The organism is Nitrosomonas sp. Is79A3, from assembly GCF_000219585.1.
In the GTDB taxonomy this organism is placed as follows: Bacteria; Pseudomonadota; Gammaproteobacteria; order Burkholderiales; family Nitrosomonadaceae; genus Nitrosomonas.
Genome location: NC_015731.1, coordinates 1650110 through 1668951 on the forward strand (window position 1 = coordinate 1650110; position 18842 = coordinate 1668951).

Consider the following 18842-nt stretch of genomic DNA (forward strand, 5'->3'; position numbering starts at 1 on the left):
ACATTAAAAAGGCGTGTGCTTTTCACAGAGAGAACTGTCTCCTCTGTTTTGAATACTGACAATGCAATTTTTGCAAGATCTACGGTATAGCAGTTCAGAGTACATCTTAGTTTTACATTCGAAGTCAATTTACTGTATAAACCGATGATTTGCCCATCCGTCCATTCAATCCGATACAGCTCAACTACGAAGCTTGGCTAAAACATGATATGTTTTACCCCTTCTGTTGGCGCAATTAGTTTGTGGATTAGAGAGGAAAGTATCGAAATGGAATCCGCGTAAATCAACGTAACAATCATGACAAAACAAACTTACGACGAATCTTCGATCCGGGTCTTGCGCAAGCTGGAACCTATCCAGTTGCGGCCGGGTATGTACACACGTACCACGGACCCGACGCACATGGTGGTGGAGGCCATCGATAATGCTGTCGATGAGGCGATGGCAGGCCATGCTAAGAACATCGAAGTAACACTTTATCGTGACGGTTCAGTCGCCGTAGCAGATGATGGGCGCGGCATTCCGGTCGGTTTACATCCAGAAGAAAATATTCCAACTATACAGGTTGTGTTCCAGGTGATTCATTCCGGTGGTAAATTTGCCAAAGGCGACGCGGACAGTAGTTACAAATTCACCGGCGGTCTGCACGGTGTGGGTGTTTCAGTGACGAATGCGCTCTCCACCCGCCTGGAAGTGGAAGTTAAGCGCGAAGGCAAGCAACACCGTATCGTTTTTGCCGGCGGCGAAGTCATCGAGCCGTTAACGGTGATTGGTACTTGCGGCGTGCGCAACACCGGTACGGCACTGCGTATCTGGCCGAATGCGAAGTATTTTGATTCCCCATTACTGCATCGCGGAGAGCTGGAGCACTTGTTACGTGCCAAGGCGATGCTGCTGCCGGGCGTTAAAGTGTTGCTCAATATCGAGACAGTCACGGGTTTTGATGTCAAGGAATGGCATTTTGAGGGAGGGATCGCGCAGTATCTGGATCAGATGATTGCTGAGGATGAGCCGATTGCGCCGGCATTCTGTGGTGAAAAGTATTTGGCCGCTAACGAATCTTTCTCGGACGGCGAAGGAGTGCAATGGGCAATGGCATGGGTTGCCGGTTCCGGCGGGGGCGAATCTTATGTGAATCTGATTCCGACATTGGGAGGCGGAACGCACGAAGCCGGTTTACGCGATGTGGTATTTAACAGTGTGCGTACCTTCGCGGAACAGCATGGACTGATGCAGCGCAACGTAAAACTGACGGCCGAGGATGTGTGGTCCAAGCTGCGCTTTGTGTTGGCGCTCAAAATGGTGGATCCGAGCTTTTCTGGCCAGACCAAGGAAAAATTGTCTTCGCGTGAGGCGATTAAGCTGGTTGCAGCGGCCATGAAAGATACGCTGGATTTATGGCTGAACGAGCATGTAGCGGAAGCGACGAAGATTGCCGAGCAGGCTATCAAGAACGCCATCGATCGCGGCAAAACCGCTAAAACAGTGGAACGCAGAAAAGGCTCCGGCGTGGCGGTGATGCCAGGTAAGCTCACCGATTCAGAACTGACAGGCCTCAACGCCGAACTGTTTTTGGTGGAAGGCGATTCCGCCGGAGGATCGGCCAAGGCGGGTCGTGACAAAGAGACTCAGGCAGTGCTGCCGTTACGTGGCAAAGGCATGAACAGTTGGGAAGTTGATCAATCGCAGATTCTCGCTAACCAGGAAATCCACAATATTGCGGTGTCGCTGGCGATTGATCCGCACAAACTGGATAGCGATGTGGACATGAGTGCCTTGCGTTATGGAAAAATCATCATCCTGTCCGATGCCGATGATGATGGCAGCCATATCCAGGCGCTGTTGCTCACTTTATTTTTCCGGCATTTTCCCAAGATTATTCAACACGGGCACGTGTATATTGCCAAGCCACCGTTGTTTCGCGTGGATGTACCGGCACAGGGAAAAAACAAACCGCCACGCAAGCTATACGCTCTGGATCAGGTGGAACTGGATATATTAGAAGCGCGCCTGCGCCAGGAAGGCATCAAGGAAGGTAGCTGGACCATTTCGCGTTTCAAGGGGCTGGGGGAGATGGATGCGGTCCAGCTTTGGGAAACCACCTTATGCCCGGACACGCGCCGGCTGGTGCGGATAGGCCTTGGCGATGTGGCACATGCAGTGGGAACCTTTGATACCCTGATGGGCAAGTCGCATGCCAGCGAACGCAAGGAATTGATTACGATACATGGCAACGAAGTGGAAGCGGATATTTAACGAAAAATGAAAAATTTGGATCTATTTGACGCGCTGGATTCCTCCTTACCGGCGCAAGCGACGCCGCAGGAAACCAAGCTGCCGCCCGTACCGCCCGAGTCTTCTCCGGGCGGAAGTGATAGCGGCGACGGCAGCATTGATCTGGCTGAATACACGCACCAAGTATATCTGCGCTATGCCATCAGCGTGGTCAAGGGGCGGGCGCTGCCCTCCGTATCCGATGGCGAGAAGCCGGTGCAGCGCCGTATTCTCTATGCGATGCATCGCCTGGGTCTGATTCAGGGATCAAAACCGGTCAAATCGGCACGCGTGGTTGGCGATGTGATTGGTAAATACCACCCGCATGGTGATTCGGCTTCTTATGAAGCGATGGTGCGCATGGCGCAGGATTTTGTGTTGCGCTATCCCTTGGTCGATGGTCAGGGAAACTTCGGTTCGCGTGACGGCGATTCTCCTGCGGCCATGCGGTATACCGAAGTCAGACTGACTAAATATGCTGAGTTGCTGCTGTCCGAAGTGGACGCGGGGAGCGTGGATTTCCGTCCGAATTATGACGGCTCAGAACAGGAGCCAGTGGATTTGCCCGCACGCCTCCCATTGCTGTTGCTGAATGGCGCATCCGGCATTGCGGTCGGTATGGCGACGGAATGCCTGCCGCACAACATGCGTGAGGTGGGCAATGCAGCGATGGCGCTGATGCATAACCCGGCGATCAGTGTTGATGACGTATTGCAGCACATCCAGGGGCCGGATTTTCCAGGCGGCGGTCAATTGATTTCCAGCACTAAGGATATACGCGAAGCTTATGCCACAGGCCGGGGCATTTTCCGTGTGCGCGCACGCTGGACCCTAGAGCAACAAGCGCGCGGCCAGTGGCGCATGGTGGTGCATGAATTGCCGCCAGGTGTTTCCATAAAAAAAGTACTGGAAGAAATTGGGGAATACGCCGATCCGCAGATAAAAACGGGCAAGAAAGAGTTGTCGATCGAGCAAAAGCAGATGAAGCAATTGTTTCTCGACGCGCTGGAAACTGTGCGTGACGAATCCGGCAAAGATGCTTCCGTACGTATCGTTCTGGAGCCGCGCTCCTCGCGCATGCCACAAGAGCAATTCATCGCCCTGTTGCTTGCGCATACCAGTCTGGAATCAACGGTACCCGCCAATATGGTCGCCATCGGTTTGGATGGCAGACCGAACCAGAAGAACATTCTGGAGTTACTGACCGAGTGGACGCGATTCCGTACCACCACGGTCACTCGCCGCAGCCGTACCAGGCTGGATCAGGTGCAAAAGCGCCTGCACATCCTGGAAGGCCGCATGGTGGTACTGCTGAATATTGATGAAGTCATCAAAGTCATTCGTGAAGCGGATGACCCCAAAGCGGATTTGATGTCGCAATTTGGGATTACTGAAATTCAGGCAGACGATATTCTGGAAATTCGATTGCGTCAGTTGGCCCGTCTCGAAGCCATCCGTATCGAGAAAGAAATGAACGAACTGAAAACTGAAGAAGAAGGGTTGAAGTTTGTTTTGAACAATGAAACAGCGATGCGCGACATGATCATCGGCGAGATTGAAGCGGATGTAAAAAAATATGGCGACGACCGCCGCACATTGATCGAAGCAGCGGAGCGTGTGGTGGCAAAGACGGCATCCGTGCCGGATGAGCCCTGTACGGTTATTCTGTCTAAGAATGGCTGGATACGTCAACGCACGGGTCATGAAGTGGATATGGGTACACTGTCATTTAAGGATGGTGATCAGTTACTGGCTATTGCGCAAACACGCACAACTTATCCGGTTGTGGTGCTGGATAGCGGGGGGCGTGCCTACAGTTTGTCCTCGACGGACATTCCTGGTGGCCGCAGCGACGGTGTGCCGCTGGCTTCCTTGTTGGATATGCCTCCCAAGGTGAAAGCGGCAGTGATGTGCGCCGCTGCGCCGGATACCCAATATCTGTTTAGCTCGTCCGGCGGGTATGGTTTTATTGCTACACTTAAAGACTTGGTATCCCGCCAGAAGGCTGGTAAGGCTTTCATGACGCTGAGCAAAACGGATATATTGCTGCCACCGGCGAATGTTGCCAATGGCAATCTGATTGCGGCACTGGGCAGCAACGGCAAACTGTTGTTATTCCCGATCAACGAAATGAAGGAATTGTCGAGCGGGAAGGGCGTTATCATTCTCGGATTGAATGACGGTGAGTCGTTGATTGCCACGACGGTGCTACCGGAAGGTTCGTCGCTGCAAATTAAGGGAACGGGTGCAGGCAATAAATCATTGCAAAGGGTATTAAAATGGGAAGAACTGCAACCGTTTGTGTTACATCGGGCACGTAAGGGTATGCTGGCACCGGTTAAATTCAAACCGGAGAAGATTGAGGTATTCTGAACTGGATCTGATTTGGCGGACGACCGGAATATTAGCCGGATCAATAATTGACAAAAGTCCAGAAAATTCTTTTGACAGGCTTTCTTAATGCAACATCATGTTGTGTCAACAGCAAGGCGTTATGTTGCAAAAGACTGAGAGGGGTGGGGTGATTAAAGATGTTGAAGCTTAATGCACTATAGACAATACTGACATCAGTTCATCAGTTGCAGTAATCATTCTCCTTAAACCATTTAACAGCATCTTTAAGTGCTTCAATTGAGGGCCGATATTGATAACCTAATTCACGGTGCGCTTTATCACTGGAAAAAAACATTAGTTTTTTTGCCATATGAATACTGTCCAGAGTTGCCCGTGGTTCAGTGTGTGTGAACGATGCGATTTTTTCCATTAGCCATGCCATTGGAAGCATTAAGCCGATCGGTATATTGATTCGGTTCTTTTGGGTCCCATTGATTTCATCAATGGTCTGAAGGATTTGCAGCAAGGTCATATTATCACCGCCCAATATATAACGTTCCCCCGGTTTTCCATGTTGATAAGCTAATAAATGTCCATAGGCAATATCATCAACATGCGCTATATTTAATCCGGTATTGACATAGGCAGGCATGCGGCCCATTAATGTATCCAAGACAATACGGCCTGTTGGTGTGGGGCGAATGTCTCCGGGGCCAATGGGGGTCGACGGGTTGACGATTATCAAGGGTAATTGGTGCTCGTCAGTCAATTGTTTCACCATTTGTTCAGCCAGATATTTTGAGCGTTTGTAATACCCTGCGATGGCGGAGAAATTGGATGGCGTTTCTTCATTAGCAGGCGTTCCATCTTGTTTTAAACCTAGAGTTGCTACGCTGCTGGTATATACAATGCGTTTTATGCCTTCTTCAGTCGCTGCTAGGATCAGTGCGCGTGTGCCATCAACGTTAATTTTGTGCATGGTTTCTGGATCTGGAACCCAAAGACGATAATCAGCCGCTACATGAAATAGATTGTCGCAGCCTTTAATTGCGCGACTTAGCGATTGATGATCCCGTAGATCACCTTCAGTAATTTCAACAGGGAAGTTTTCCAGGTTTTTGCGATCACTATCCGGTCTAACCAATACACGAACTTGATGATTCGCTGTTAGCAAGCATCGCATAACAGCAGAGCCAAGAAATCCTGTTGCACCAGTAACCAATGATTTCATAATGCCTTGTGTTTTTATATTGTTTTTAAGTTAGATTGGCTTAATATTATAATAACTTGGTAGAGATAAAAGGCTATTAATTATTTGTTTTGTCTCTCAAATAAGTATCTTTGTGTATAGCTACTTCAGGAAGCTTGCTGGATGTGAGCTTGAACAGTAACTTTAATATCCAGTCCTGACTGGCAAACAAACTGGTTGTTGCGATGGTAGCTTTAACACTGCGGCGGCTTATTTTAACTTGTGTTCCTTCAGAAAAATCCCGGTGCTGATTAATTTTATTTAAAGTCAGGATTGCCATACCGATTGCCCATAAACAGAATCGTCGAATTCCTTTTTCCTGGGGAGGGATCAAACTTGTATATATTAGCGCATTTTGTAAATGCTCTTTGGCAACCCCTAATAACTCTGCTAATCCGGCTTGAAATTTTGTATCGGATGTACCTGGTTGCAAGTCAGCGAGATTAAACCCATTTTTAAGAAAAATATCTTGCGGTAACCAGCAAGCGCCGCGTTTCCGGTCATCCCAGATATCCTTGAGAATATTTGTCATCTGCAATCCTTGTCCGAAGGATACGGAAAGTTTCATCAGGGTAGGTTTGTGACTATTAATTTCCTCTGAATAATCGCAAAATAACTCGGTTAACATTTCACCGACCACCCCGGCAACGTAATAACAATATTGATTCATTGCGGACAGATCTTTAAGTCCTTCCAGAGATTCTGTTTCCTGATAGTCGGACATGCCCTGCGCCATGATTCGAACGCAACGCTCCAATGCATTGCGCTGCGTAGGATTAAAGCTATGCGTAATGCGAATGACCGCGGGTGTATTTTTGACCAAATCATGTTCTGCGGGAATTGTATGGCCGGAAAGCAGGGGATGTAGCTTTTGTGCAAAATCTTCGGCTGATGTATTTCCACACACCACTTCGGAAAACATGTGCGATAACTGCCTGGTTTGTTCCATGGTTAAAGCGCTATCATCTTCAATCGTATCGGTGATACGGCATAGAAGATAAGCATTGCCGATAACACGGCGTAAAGATTCGGGTAACTGTGGAATTGTTAATGCAAAAGTGCGGGATACACCTTGCAAAATATGGTCTTGGTACTGTTCATCATCGAAACTGGAAGAAAGGCTTGTCATTACTGATTTGTCATAAAATGATAAGGCATATTACTACAATTGAGTGCATCACCAAATTCTATGTCATTAAATTACGATAAGATTTGTTCGGTAGCGATTAATTGATCAATGGTTTCGCGCTGCCGGATGATATGGGTTGTGTTTTTATCAATCATAATTTCAGTCGCGCGTGGCCGGGTATTGTAATTTGAACTCATGCTCATGCCATAGGCACCGGCAGACATGATTGCCAATAAATCTCCATTGATCAACCCAAGTTTGCGATCATGACCCAGAAAATCACCTGTTTCACAAACAGGCCCAACAATTTGGTAATTTTTAATTTCTTCTTTGTTTCTAATGACTGGAAGAATCTCATGATAGGCATCATAAAGTGCTGGACGCATTAAATCATTCATTGCCGCATCGACAATGGCGAAATTGCGTGAGGGCGTATGCTTCAGGTATTCAATTCGAGTCAACAGGATGCCTGCGTTACCTACGAGCGAGCGGCCTGGTTCAATTAATAGGCGTTGTTTGACTTGCTGTGTGCAGGCGCACAGTGCGGAAACATAATCATTAATCGACGGTGGTGTTTCATTGGTATAGCGAATGCCTAATCCACCACCTAAATCCAAGTGCGTAATTTCGAGACCTTGAGATTGCAGGGTATCGAGCAGATTAAGCATTTTGTTACTTGCTTGCATGAATGGTTCAAGCTCTGTCAGTTGCGAACCAATGTGACAATCTAATCCGGTAAAACGGATGTGAGCGTATTGGTGAGCAGATCGATAAATTTTTTCAGCCTCACTGGCCGGAATACCAAATTTATTTTCTTTAAGGCCGGTAGAAATGTATGGATGGGTTTTTGCATCAACATTTGGGTTTACGCGTAAGCTAACCGGTGCAATTTTGCCCATGTCTTTTGCGGTCTGATTTAAAGTAATTAGCTCCGCTTCAGATTCCACATTAAAACATAGAATATCGGCATCCAGTGCCAAGCGCATTTCATAAGTATTTTTGCCAACCCCGGAAAAAACTATTTTCTTTGGATCCCCGCCTGCCTTAATGACACGAAGCAATTCCCCGCCTGATACGATATCAAAGCCGCTGCCAAGCTGTGCCAATAGATTGAGTATAGCAATGTTGGAATTGGCCTTTACTGCATAACAAATTAAATGATCCCGGTTGGCAAAAGCAGAATCAAATTCCAGGTAAGCTTGAGTTAAGGCGGATCGTGAGTAGACATAGCATGGCGTGCCGAATTCATCAGCAATCTGCTTTAATGGCACAGATTCCGCATAGAGTTCGTTGTTGCGGTAGCTAAATTCAGGAAAGCCGCTCATTTCTTCTCAGTTTCAATAGCTGGCGCACGACTTGCTTCATCAGTTTTGGGAAGATAAAGCGGTCCTTTAAGACCGCAAGCGCTGAGTAGATAGGCTGAAAGTAGTATGACAGTCAATAAACGCATGAGAAAACCCCTGAAACAATAAATTTACGGGATACTAACATAAGAGAATAATAAATTAATCAAACTCGTGATTAATTTTGGCAGCGGGTGTTAGCAGGCCGTTGAAAAACGTTTTTGAGGCAGCCGATGCAAGGCAAAAACAGGCGAAAAAGCGCAGTTTATGCATAATAAATGAGCATTTTGAGTCTGTTTTTAACACCGTAGCGGCAACGCAGATAGTTTTTCAACGGCCTGTTAGGGCTAATCATGGGGCAATTCAGCGGTCAGCCAATCCACCAATTCATTAATTAACCGATTACTTGCCGAACTTAAAGCAAATACGGCGCCGGCTGCATCCGCAGTGGGCGTTTTTTCGGTTATGCTGAGATCTTTCTGCGCCAATAGCTTGCGCGTATTGCGTTCAATCAAGCTAGCACGCAAGCCAATAACAATATGGCTAACATCCGTCGTTTCAAATAGCTGGGTAAATTCTTCCAATTCGATATGTAAAGCATAGTCAGTTTTTGCAGTACTGTTGTCTTTAATGACTTGCTCGTTGGTACTTGCAACGATGCGGTTGCGTATTTGCTGGGTAAGCAAGGCAGCGGGTGCTGCTATCCAGCGGCTGCTCGCATAAGTATAAGATTGCGTAGGATTGTGATACAACAACCGATAATGGATTGCATTGTTATCCAGCCATGAAGGTGCTGTTGCATCGGCTATCAGCAAGCTTTTCCGATGCTGCATGGGTTGCTGCGGCATAGGCTTGGCAGGCTGCGCATATTGCATGCCAAAATCGTAAATAGAAATCGGAGATTGCGATTTATTGAATGCCACACAACCCGAGAGCAGGCAAGCGCTAAGCATTAATAAAAGAGCTATTTTTGTCATTGGATATTGCCTGAAGGAGGAACAAAACCTGTTTCCCCAGGTCCCGCTAATGATGGAGGGCGGCCGAATAATAAGCTTTGTGGATTCTCTTCCAATTGATGCAAAACTTTATCTAAATTATTTGAATTACGTGCAATGCTGTTACTCACTTTACGCAACTCAGGAATCGTAGTTGCCAATTCCTGTGTGCTATGCGACAAACTGTCAAAAATGCCTTCTTTCTGATTGATTTTTGCGACAGTAACATTAACCTCGCTTAACAGTTGATCCAAATGCTTAACCAGTGTAGCGGATTCAGCAGTGAGTTCAGTGAAAGACTCTAATACAGGTTGTAAACGGCCGGCAATGCCATCAAAATTTCTGGTGGCTTTTTCGATATTCTGCAGAATTTGCGAGACATGTGTTTGATTCTGATCGTCCAGCAATTGATGCATTTTTAATACCAGTTTATTGACATTGGTGAGCAAGTCTTGACCCGATCCGGTCACTTCATCGAGTAATGACCGGCGCATCGGAATTTGTGCGTCGCTTGGTAATTGCTCATTTCCTACCCCATCATCGTTGAGTTGTATATAAGCCAATCCAGTGACGCCTTGATAGCCCAATTGTGCATAAATAGTATTTTGAAGCCTAACGTTTTCGTCAACTGAGATCTGAATCAGAATTTGTTGCGGATTATCCGGATCAAATTCGATATTTTCAACCTTGCCGATATTGACGCCGCGATAGTGTACTGCAGATTGCGGATTGAGTCCGCTCACAGATTCTTTGGTTACCACGAGATAAGAATTGCGCTGGATATTGTTACCACTGAACCACACTGCGACTAACGTCACTGTGATACTCAGGAAAATAACAAATATGCCCGCTACGAGGGCATGGGCGCGGTTTTCCATGTTTGCTCCAGATTATTTTTTTGGTCATTTTTATGTCGTATGCTTTTAAAGAAACTGGTAATAAATGGGTGCTGAAAGTCGCATACTTCATCCAAGGTGCCGGTTACAATGATTTGTTGATCAGCTAAGACTGCAATTCGATCGGATAATGCTACCAGTGTATCAAGATCGTGTGTCACCATGACAATTGTTAGATCCATTTCACTGCGCAATGCGAGAATCAGTTCTACAAAGCTTTCATTTAATTCCGGGTCCAATCCGGCAGTGGGCTCGTCGAGAAATAATAATTCAGGATCCAATGCCAGAGCCCGCGCTAAAGCGATCCGCTTGATCATCCCACCGGATAAGGCTGCGGGCATTTTGTTCGCGTGTTCAGGTTCGATGGCGACCATATCCAATTTAATCATAACCAATTCACGAATCATTTCTTCACTCAACGTGTGTAATTCACGTAACGGTAAAGCGACATTATCAAACACAGATAATGCGCTAAATAACGCACCTTGCTGAAAAAGCACACCGGAGCGGCTTCGTATTTTCTTTTTCTGTAGATTAAAGCCGGGATCCCCCCGGGAGCTGCCAAAAATTTTAACACTGCCTTGGGATGGTTGTTCCAGGCCAAGCATTTGGCGCAGCAATGTCGTTTTTCCGCTACCTGAGCCACCGATCAGTGTCAGTATTTCTCCACGATAAACGCACAAATTGATATCTTGATGAACAACAAGATTACCAAAGCGGGTAGATAGCGCCTCAATTTCAATGATGCATTCCGGATTTGTCATTCTTCTAGGTAAGCCCCACATCAGAAAAAACAATGGCAAAAATCGCATCGATAATAATAACCACTGTTATTGCTGTCACGACAGAAGAAGTAGTGCCTTCACCCAGGCTTTCCGTGTTGGGTTTGATCCTTAGACCAAAATGACACGCAATAAGCGCAATGACCATGCCGCATACAACCCCTTTTCCAAGTCCTAGCCACAAATTGGCTATGGGGACAGAATCCGGTAATGCGGTCAGAAAATATTGATAATTTAAGCCTAACTGTAATTCTGCCGCCACCATGCCACCCAGCAAGGCGATTGCACTGGTCCACATGACCAATAATGGCATTGCAATGCCAAGTCCTAACACTTTGGGTAATATCAGACGCTGACTATGCGAGATACCCATAACAGTCAAAGCATCCAATTCCTGCGTTACGCGCATAACACCAAGTTGCGCCGTCATGGATGAACCGGAACGGCCGGCTACCAAAATTGCTGCCAGCATTGGACCCAATTCTCGAATAATGCTAATTCCCAATATATTGATAATGAAGATATCTGCGCCAAATAACTGTAATTGTTTGGAAGAAAGATAGCTGATTACGATGCCAATCAGAAATCCAACCAAAGCTGTAATACCCAAAGCCTGTGCGCCGGTGCGATATAAGTTCGCAGAGATTTCACGCCATGGAATATAAATAGGATGCCGGATTAGGTAAAAAACATCAATCAGCAATTGACCAATCAGCATAATAAGGCCCAAGGTATGTTGCCATAAAAGTAGCGCTAACATTCCCAAAGCGGTTATGGGCCATAGTAGGTCTCTCGGTTTACCTTCCGGTTGGAGACTGGGAAGACTTTCCAGCCGTTTAAACATCTTTTCATGTTCAGGACGCAATTGTAAATGTTCGGGCCGTTGCGCTTTCCAGACGCGCCATAACAAGGCTGAGCCTGCGGTATCCATTTGTCGAATGCCCGTTAAATCCCAATAAAGGCTCTTATTTTCAGCCTGTTCGGTAAGTTCGCCAGCTAACGGCTCCAAAATATTTTCCAGCGCGGTTAAAGTGTAATCACCGGTCAGGCAGATATGTGGATAACCCTCTCTGGTGCAAAGTTGATACCACTGGTTCATCATTTTCTGAGGATGGCTGGTATGTGTCGAATTAGGCTTGGTTTCATTCATAGTAAAGCCGGCTATGTTTATAACCAATAGCGGTAAATTTTAACTATACAAAGACCTGGGTAACTTAATTAAGTGTGCCGTGAATCTGCCGGGACAAGAAAAAACTATTGTATATGGTTATTGTGAAACAGACTGAACTGAATAATGCTCTTCAAGGGAAAAGGTGTTTATTTTACTTGAGCCATTTCAGCGGCGCGTGCTAATGCCGGATTGTCTGCAAAGTATTTCTTAATGCCTAAATACATGGCATCGGCCATTTTGTCTTGATAGTTCTTACTGCGCAACTTCTCTTCTTCTTTGGGATTGCTGAGAAAAGCCGTTTCAACCAGAATGGAAGGGATATCAGGGGATTTGAGTACGGCAAAACCGGCTTGTTCAACATTTCTTTTATGTAAATGATTAATACCACCCAGTTGTTTTAGAACATATTCGGCCAATTTGACGCTGTCATTGATGGTTGCATTGAGTGACAGATCCAGCAGCAATTCTTTAATATCTTTTGACTTTGATGTGATGTCTATCCCGCCCATCAAATCACTATCGACACTGTTTTCCTTGTTGGCAAGCCAGCTGGCTGTGGTTGATGTGGCGCCATGTTCGGATAAGGTGAATACCGAGGAACCGTGCGCGTGTGATTTGGGATTGGCGTCAGCATGTATCGATACAAACAGATCTGCATTGACGCGACGGGCGTTAATACGCCGTTGCGGGAGTGAAATATAATAATCGCCGTCACGGGTCAAAACAGCGCGCATATTCGGTTCTTTGTCGATCCGTTCTTTAAGCTTTCTGGCAATTGCCAAAGTAATATCTTTCTCGTGGGTGCCTTGGTAACCCACTGCGCCGGGATCTTTGCCGCCATGACCAGGATCAATCGCTACGATGATAATCCTCGGGACCAAAATTTTTTGTGGCGCCTTACTGGGTTTGCGGGCTTGCGCTGCCTGTAAACTAACGGGTTGCTTGGTTTGATTAAGCTGTGGTTTGGGGGAGTGCGGGCGAATAAGTGGCGTTTGATTTGTTTTTAATTTATTGCCGTCGTGTACCAGTGTGGCAACCAATTCATCCAGAACGTCGGTTTCGAAATCGGCGATGGCAGAGGGATCGATACGGGCGTTCAAATCGGCCTTGCCAGCTTTATCCGGATGATAAATGTCCAATATCAATCGATGCGCAAAATTTTCCTTGGGTTCAATTACAAATGTGCGTGGTACGACATTTGATTTTAGATCGAATACCAGCCGGATAACATGGGGCTTAAATTGACCTACGCGAATTTTCTGTACAAAAGGGTCAATAGCGTCTACTTTCTGAGGTAACGCAGTAAGCGCTTGGGAAAGCTTCGTATGACTTAGATCGATAACAACGCGATACGGATTCTCCAGCATACTTAATTCATACTCAAGCGGCTGATCGGATTCCAATGTGATGCGTGTGTAGTCGGGTGTTAATCCAACACGCACCGATTGAACGGTGGTGTCCGCAGCCAGAGCCGATTGACTTAGAAATAGCAAGAAAAATAAGAAACTCAGAATAAAAGATGGCAGGAAAGCATGTCTTATGGGCGCACTTTGATTGCCATTAAGATATGCGATCACACTTCTTTCTGATTTTTCCACTGTATCAAGCATTGTTTTCCTGTTTCTGTGCCAGCCCGGATTTCGATACTGCGGCCGGTCTCAAGAATGCTGAAGAAGAGCTGTAGATCAGCTTTTGGCAATAAATCACCGGCTTTTTCAGGCCATTCCACCACACAAATTGAGTCTGAATTAAAATATTCGCGGAAGCCTGCTTCTTCCCATTCGAGGTAATCGTTGAACCGATAAAAATCAAAGTGATACAAGTATAACTTAGAAATTTTATAGATTTCAACTAAATTATATGTAGGACTTTTGACTACATGATGATAGCCGAGGCCGTGTAAAATACCGCGCGTCAAGGTTGTTTTGCCTGCTCCGAGATTGCCAAACAGGTAAATAATCAATCCGGAATGCAGGCAAGTAGCCATTTTTTTACCAAAATCTAATGTTGCGGCTTCATCAGCAAGATAATATGTCAAGTTCTGTGTTGGCTCAGAATCTTTAGAATGCGCGTTATGCAAGAGAATATCTCAACAAATAAATTACCGGATTATGCCGCCTTAGCGGCTGCCATTAAAGTATGGGGCAAGGAACTCGGGTTTCACGACATTCGTATTGCCGATGCCCATGCGGATATGTCTGCCGTGGAATCCGGCCTATTTAATTGGTTGGAGCAAGGATATCACGGTGACATGGATTATATGGGGAAACATGGTACCAAACGCACCCGGCCTGCCGAACTTGAGCCCGGAACGCAGCGAATCATTTCCGTATGCATGAATTATGCGCCGCCTTTTGCCAAAAATAGCTGGGATGTGATTAATACGGGTGAGCAGGCATTTATTTCGCGTTACGCGTTGGGGCGCGATTACCATAAGGTTTTACGCGCACGTTTACAAAAACTGGCCGATAAAATGACAGCTGAAGCGGGGATGTTCAACTACCGGGTTTTTTCCGACAGCGCGCCGGTGATGGAAGTGGCCTGGGCGCAAAAATCCGGGCTGGGCTGGCGCGGCAAACATACTTTATTGCTGTCGCGCCAAGCGGGCTCGATGTTTTTCCTCGGGGAGATGTATGTGGACTTGCCGCTGCCCATTGACGATGAAACTGGAAATTATTGCGGCAGTTGTTCCAAATGTATCGATATTTGCCCCACGCAAGCGATTGTCGCGCCCTATCAGGTCGACGCGCGGCGATGCATTTCCTATCTGACGATTGAATTAAAAGACAGCATACCTGAAGCGTTACGTCCGCTGATTGGCAATCGCATTTATGGTTGCGATGATTGTCAGTTGGTATGCCCGTGGAATAAATTCGCCCAAATCACCAACGAAAACGATTTTCATGTGCGCAATGGCATGGATGATGTATCGCTGATAGAGTTGTTTGGTTGGGATCAGGATACATTTGAGACGAAACTGGCAGGCACGCCGATTCGCCGCATCGGTCATCCGCAATGGCTGCGCAATATCGCCGTCGGTTTGGGCAACGCGCCTTACGCGAACGAAATCGTTGAAGCATTACAAGCCCGATTGGATGATGCTTCAGCGTTAGTGCGCGAGCATGTGCAATGGGCATTACAACAACAAAATACAAAAAGAACAGCAACTGAGGAAAACATACCATGAATAAACGATCGGTTATCGGTACACCGCTGAGTCCGTCAGCGACCAAAGTCATGCTGCTGGGCAGCGGCGAGTTGGGCAAGGAAGTCATTATTGCGTTGCAACGTCTGGGTGTCGAAACCATTGCGGTGGATCGCTACGCCGACGCACCGGGACATCAGGTAGCGCACCGGGCGCATGTGATCAATATGGCCGATGGACAAGCGTTGCGGGCGCTGATCGAACAGGAACGGCCCGACATTATCGTGCCGGAAATCGAAGCCATCGCGACCGATATGCTGGTTGAAATCGAGCAAGCCGGTATTGCGACCGTGATTCCGACAGCCCGTGCCGCCAAATTAACGATGAATCGCGAAGGCATTCGCTGCCTGGCGGCGGAAACACTTGGCTTGCCGACCTCGCCGTACGCCTTTGCCAACAGCCTGGATGAATTACGCGCCGCGATTGACGGCAAAATCGGCTATCCCTGTATCGTCAAACCGGTCATGTCGTCATCCGGAAAAGGGCAATCGCGCATCGATCATGACGGGGAAGTGGAAGCAGCCTGGAATTATGCCGCGAGCGGCAGCCGCGTCAATCAAGGCCGGGTGATTGTCGAAGGCGTGATTCATTTTGATTATGAAATAACCCAATTGACGGTGCGTGCGCTGGATGCCAACGGTGACGTTCAAACGCATTTCTGCGAACCGGTCGGGCATGTGCAGGTGCATGGCGATTATGTTGAAAGCTGGCAACCCCAGGCGATGTCACCGCTGGCATTGCAACGCGCGCGCGAAATCGCCCGGGAAATTACCGGTGATCTGGGCGGTCTTGGCATATTCGGCGTGGAATTGTTTATCCAAGGCGACCAAGTCTGGTTCAGCGAAGTCAGCCCGCGTCCGCATGATACCGGCATGGTGACAATGTGCAGCCAGAAGCAAAGTGAGTTCGATCTGCATGCGCGCGCGATTCTAGGGTTACCGGTGGATACGTCATTGCTGGCGCCGGGTGCCAGCGCGGTGATTTACGGACAACTCGAAGGCAAAGGCATCGCATTTTCCGGGATCACCGAAGCGCTCAGCGTGCCGCAAAGCGATCTGCGCTTGTTCGGCAAACCCGAATCGTTCAAACGCCGCCGCATGGGCGTGGCACTGGCAAATGGCGCCGATACCGGCGAAGCCCGGAGCCGTGCTAAACTTGCCGCCAGCCGGGTGATACCGACCCAAAACTAATTTCAATCAATTAATAACAAAGGAAAATCATGACAATCGAACAACTCAACACGCAATTCGGCATCGCAGGCCAAGTGGAATTTATCGCGGGCAACGGCGGACTGCCGATGATTCAGGTGAAAACCGCCAAAGCCAGAGCACTGATCTCGATTCATGCCGGTCAGGTGTTGTCGTATCAGCCCGCCGGTGAGCCGGAAGATGTGATGTTTTTGAGCGAGAAAGCGTATTACCATGATGGTAAAGCGATCAAAGGCGGCGCGCCAATCTGCTGGCCGTGGTTCGGTGCCGATCCCGAAGGCAAAGGCCGTCCGGGGCATGGTTTTGTGCGCAACCGCGGGTGGAATGTGGTAGCCACCGAAGCACTGAGTCATGGGGATATCAAAGTGACCGTTGGACTGGATGATACGCCGGAAACGCAAGCCATCTGGCCGCATTCGTTCAGCCTGCGGCAAGAAATCGTAATCGGCGACACCTTGAGCCTGTCATTGATCACGCGCAACACCGGCAAGAAAAAATTCACCATCACGCAAGCGTTTCATACTTACTTCAAAGTCGGCGACATTGCTCGTGCAAAAGTATTGGGATTGACCGGTTGCGACTATCTCGACAAAGCCGGTGGCGGCAACATGCAAAAACAGCAAACCGGTGACGTCACCATCGCCGCCGAAGTCGACCGTATCTATTTGAACGTCGGCAACACCTTGACCATCGACGACGCAGCCCTCAACCGCCGCATTCAAATCACTTCGCAAGGCAGCAAAACTGCCGTGGTGTGGAACCCCTGGGAGAAAATTGCCAGAGATATGGCGGATTTGGAAAATGACGATTACAAGCGTTTGCTGTGCGTGGAAACCACCAATGCGGCGAACGATGTGGTGGAAGTTGCGCCGAGTGGAGAATGTCGGTTGGTTGCGGATTATCGGGTGGTGCGTGGTTAACGTGCTGATTGTGAATGAATGATGTCAAGATGTGATTCCTTGTATTTTGCGCATCCCACAAAAACTTTATCAAGAATTATAATCGTTAAATGGAAAAAGAACATCAAAAGGAAAACCGTTGGAGTAGAGCGATCACGTTTATTGTTTCTTACGGTTTTTTCAGATTGTTTGCGTTTACAGCTATTCTCCTAACAGTAATTACTATTTTTTTTACCATCGACGAAGACACAAATATTCAATTTCGAGCTGAAGTCCCCAAATTTGGGGGAGCCGCCTTATCAAAAAGTAAGGATAACACCATTATTGAAGTAAGTGGTGAGCGTACCGTCGTTTCAAAATCGTTTCCAGATATATCACAAGCGTGCTGGTTTTATCACGATAATTACACGAATCTACATCCCTATACTATCACTTGGAATAAAACACCCAGCAAAGATACGAGATACCCAGAGATACGAGTGATCGCAGAATCTGCTTTTTGGAAATCTCGCACCTGCATTCAGGATAAAGAAGAAACCTATTTACTTGGTGATGAAACCGTTAATCACATCATAGAAGCTCGATTTGCGGAAGACCGCGATTTTGTCCGCATTGCGACAAGCACCGCCACTTATCGATCAAAACTGTTTTTTGATCCCATGGGAAGACCCTTTGTCCGAAAAGTAGTTACGGATGAATATCGATGTCGGCTCTTGCTTCCAGATAGACTGGAGATTTTACACTTTCCTAATCAACGATTTCCCGATCTTGATTGTAAAATACATGTGTCATCTTCTCCATCGATAATTACTGAGGAAATACATAAAAAGGAAAAAAAAGAAAGAGAAAAAGAACAGAAACATATTAACTCACTCATCATTACGCTGGATGCAAGAAATCATAAAATCGTTACCGATGACTATAAAACAACTCCAAATATTGAATATATTGAAGCACTTAAGCTATACATCAACGAAAGAAAAAATGTTCATGATGGATTGGCTAAGAAAGGTTGTGGTGTGATTGCATTTGAGCCCGAATTAGGAAAAACGGATAGCAAAATGAAGCCTGCGATTGCTTTTCTCTGTTTTAAAGACGAAGTTGGATCGCATGTCAGATTAATGATGCGTGAATAACATGATCAACAAAGCAGTTAGTACGCAAAAAGAATTGTAGCGAAACCATGTTAACTCCGCGTCAGCGAAGCAAAGGATTTTGTCTTGACATCAAGCATTCATGAAGATGAGCGACTTTTTATTTCGCCTGGGGCCTGCAAGTCATGGATGATGCTCTCGTATCCATTCCATAAGTGCTTCATCCATGCGTGTTTGCCAGCTCAACAATAACCTTCACAAAG

Annotated in this window: 16 protein-coding genes; 6 read left to right on the top strand and 10 right to left on the bottom strand. The window is 47.0% G+C overall.

From position 1 onward, the window contains the following. The first annotated feature begins 297 nt into the window (after positions 1 to 297). Complete coding sequence (locus NIT79A3_RS07660) at positions 298 to 2256, top strand: DNA topoisomerase IV subunit B (protein WP_013965643.1); 1959 nt, start codon at positions 298 to 300, stop codon at positions 2254 to 2256. 6 nt (positions 2257 to 2262) lie between these two features. Beyond that, complete coding sequence (parC, locus tag NIT79A3_RS07665) at positions 2263 to 4647, top strand: DNA topoisomerase IV subunit A (protein ID WP_013965644.1); 2385 nt, start codon at positions 2263 to 2265, stop codon at positions 4645 to 4647. A 202-nt stretch (positions 4648 to 4849) separates the two neighbouring features. Here the strand turns inward: parC and hpnA are convergent, their stop codons facing one another. The 10 genes from hpnA to tsaE form a co-directional block, all read right to left on the bottom strand. Next, positions 4850 to 5839, bottom strand: a complete 990-nt coding sequence (gene hpnA, locus NIT79A3_RS07670; RefSeq protein WP_013965645.1) for a hopanoid-associated sugar epimerase — start codon at positions 5837 to 5839, stop codon at positions 4850 to 4852. A gap of 76 nt (positions 5840 to 5915) precedes the next feature. Then, complete coding sequence (locus NIT79A3_RS07675; protein ID WP_013965646.1) at positions 5916 to 6986, bottom strand: phytoene/squalene synthase family protein; 1071 nt, start codon at positions 6984 to 6986, stop codon at positions 5916 to 5918. A 71-nt stretch (positions 6987 to 7057) separates the two neighbouring features. Further along, positions 7058 to 8311, bottom strand: a complete 1254-nt coding sequence (gene lysA / locus NIT79A3_RS07680) for a diaminopimelate decarboxylase (protein WP_013965647.1) — start codon at positions 8309 to 8311, stop codon at positions 7058 to 7060. Further along, positions 8308 to 8436 carry a lipoprotein gene (locus NIT79A3_RS18260; protein ID WP_013965648.1) on the bottom strand — a complete coding sequence of 43 codons (129 nt, stop codon included), beginning with the start codon at positions 8434 to 8436 and terminating at the stop codon, positions 8308 to 8310. Before NIT79A3_RS18260 ends, lysA begins: the two co-directional genes overlap by 4 nt. Before the next feature lie 240 nt (positions 8437 to 8676). Further along, a complete protein-coding gene (locus tag NIT79A3_RS07685; protein ID WP_013965649.1) occupies positions 8677 to 9306 on the bottom strand; it encodes an ABC-type transport auxiliary lipoprotein family protein in 630 nt (209 codons plus the stop codon). Then, the gene (locus tag NIT79A3_RS07690; RefSeq protein WP_013965650.1) at positions 9303 to 10202 is read right to left on the bottom strand and encodes an MlaD family protein; all 900 of its coding nucleotides are present in this window, start codon (positions 10200 to 10202) and stop codon (positions 9303 to 9305) included. Before NIT79A3_RS07690 ends, NIT79A3_RS07685 begins: the two co-directional genes overlap by 4 nt. Continuing rightward, complete coding sequence (locus NIT79A3_RS07695; RefSeq protein WP_041360242.1) at positions 10175 to 10984, bottom strand: ATP-binding cassette domain-containing protein; 810 nt, start codon at positions 10982 to 10984, stop codon at positions 10175 to 10177. The genes NIT79A3_RS07690 and NIT79A3_RS07695 overlap by 28 nt, the downstream gene beginning before the upstream one ends. Positions 10985 to 10988: 4 nt before the next feature. Beyond that, entirely contained in the window at positions 10989 to 12101 is a 1113-nt protein-coding gene (locus NIT79A3_RS07700; RefSeq protein ID WP_041360754.1) for an ABC transporter permease, read from the bottom strand. A 218-nt stretch (positions 12102 to 12319) separates the two neighbouring features. After that, positions 12320 to 13783: an N-acetylmuramoyl-L-alanine amidase gene (locus NIT79A3_RS07705; protein WP_013965653.1), complete on the bottom strand. Its 1464-nt coding sequence runs from the start codon at positions 13781 to 13783 to the stop codon at positions 12320 to 12322. Continuing rightward, positions 13747 to 14211, bottom strand: coding sequence for a tRNA (adenosine(37)-N6)-threonylcarbamoyltransferase complex ATPase subunit type 1 TsaE (tsaE, locus tag NIT79A3_RS07710; RefSeq protein WP_013965654.1), 465 nt, complete (start codon positions 14209 to 14211; stop codon positions 13747 to 13749). Before tsaE ends, NIT79A3_RS07705 begins: the two co-directional genes overlap by 37 nt. A gap of 36 nt (positions 14212 to 14247) precedes the next feature. Here tsaE and queG point away from each other — a divergent pair, with 36 nt between their 5' ends. From queG to NIT79A3_RS07730, 4 genes are all read left to right on the top strand, one after another. Further along, positions 14248 to 15360: a tRNA epoxyqueuosine(34) reductase QueG gene (queG, locus tag NIT79A3_RS07715; protein WP_013965655.1), complete on the top strand. Its 1113-nt coding sequence runs from the start codon at positions 14248 to 14250 to the stop codon at positions 15358 to 15360. Beyond that, complete coding sequence (purT, locus tag NIT79A3_RS07720) at positions 15357 to 16568, top strand: formate-dependent phosphoribosylglycinamide formyltransferase (RefSeq protein WP_013965656.1); 1212 nt, start codon at positions 15357 to 15359, stop codon at positions 16566 to 16568. Before queG ends, purT begins: the two co-directional genes overlap by 4 nt. A 29-nt stretch (positions 16569 to 16597) precedes the next feature. Next, positions 16598 to 17506: a D-hexose-6-phosphate mutarotase gene (locus NIT79A3_RS07725; RefSeq protein WP_013965657.1), complete on the top strand. Its 909-nt coding sequence runs from the start codon at positions 16598 to 16600 to the stop codon at positions 17504 to 17506. A gap of 89 nt (positions 17507 to 17595) precedes the next feature. After that, positions 17596 to 18621: a hypothetical protein gene (locus tag NIT79A3_RS07730; RefSeq protein ID WP_013965658.1), complete on the top strand. Its 1026-nt coding sequence runs from the start codon at positions 17596 to 17598 to the stop codon at positions 18619 to 18621. Positions 18622 to 18842: the final 221 nt, after the last annotated feature.

Excerpts from the sequence above, each read along its gene's own strand:
- NIT79A3_RS07675 (WP_013965646.1), bottom strand. The coding sequence starts at position 6,986 with ATGACAAGCCTTTCTTCCAGTTTCGATGATGAACAGTACCAAGACCAT.
- NIT79A3_RS07660 (WP_013965643.1), top strand. The coding sequence starts at position 298 with ATGACAAAACAAACTTACGACGAATCTTCGATCCGGGTCTTGCGCAAG.
- NIT79A3_RS07685 (WP_013965649.1), bottom strand. The coding sequence starts at position 9,306 with ATGACAAAAATAGCTCTTTTATTAATGCTTAGCGCTTGCCTGCTCTCG.
- hpnA (WP_013965645.1), bottom strand. The coding sequence starts at position 5,839 with ATGAAATCATTGGTTACTGGTGCAACAGGATTTCTTGGCTCTGCTGTT.
- NIT79A3_RS07730 (WP_013965658.1), top strand. The coding sequence starts at position 17,596 with ATGGAAAAAGAACATCAAAAGGAAAACCGTTGGAGTAGAGCGATCACG.
- queG (WP_013965655.1), top strand. The coding sequence starts at position 14,248 with ATGCAAGAGAATATCTCAACAAATAAATTACCGGATTATGCCGCCTTA.
- NIT79A3_RS07705 (WP_013965653.1), bottom strand. The coding sequence starts at position 13,783 with ATGCTTGATACAGTGGAAAAATCAGAAAGAAGTGTGATCGCATATCTT.
- parC (WP_013965644.1), top strand. The coding sequence starts at position 2,263 with ATGAAAAATTTGGATCTATTTGACGCGCTGGATTCCTCCTTACCGGCG.
- NIT79A3_RS07690 (WP_013965650.1), bottom strand. The coding sequence starts at position 10,202 with ATGGAAAACCGCGCCCATGCCCTCGTAGCGGGCATATTTGTTATTTTC.
- NIT79A3_RS07700 (WP_041360754.1), bottom strand. The coding sequence starts at position 12,101 with ATGAACCAGTGGTATCAACTTTGCACCAGAGAGGGTTATCCACATATC.
- purT (WP_013965656.1), top strand. The coding sequence starts at position 15,357 with ATGAATAAACGATCGGTTATCGGTACACCGCTGAGTCCGTCAGCGACC.
- NIT79A3_RS07725 (WP_013965657.1), top strand. The coding sequence starts at position 16,598 with ATGACAATCGAACAACTCAACACGCAATTCGGCATCGCAGGCCAAGTG.
- lysA (WP_013965647.1), bottom strand. The coding sequence starts at position 8,311 with ATGAGCGGCTTTCCTGAATTTAGCTACCGCAACAACGAACTCTATGCG.
- NIT79A3_RS07695 (WP_041360242.1), bottom strand. The coding sequence starts at position 10,984 with ATGACAAATCCGGAATGCATCATTGAAATTGAGGCGCTATCTACCCGC.
- NIT79A3_RS18260 (WP_013965648.1), bottom strand. The coding sequence starts at position 8,436 with ATGCGTTTATTGACTGTCATACTACTTTCAGCCTATCTACTCAGCGCT.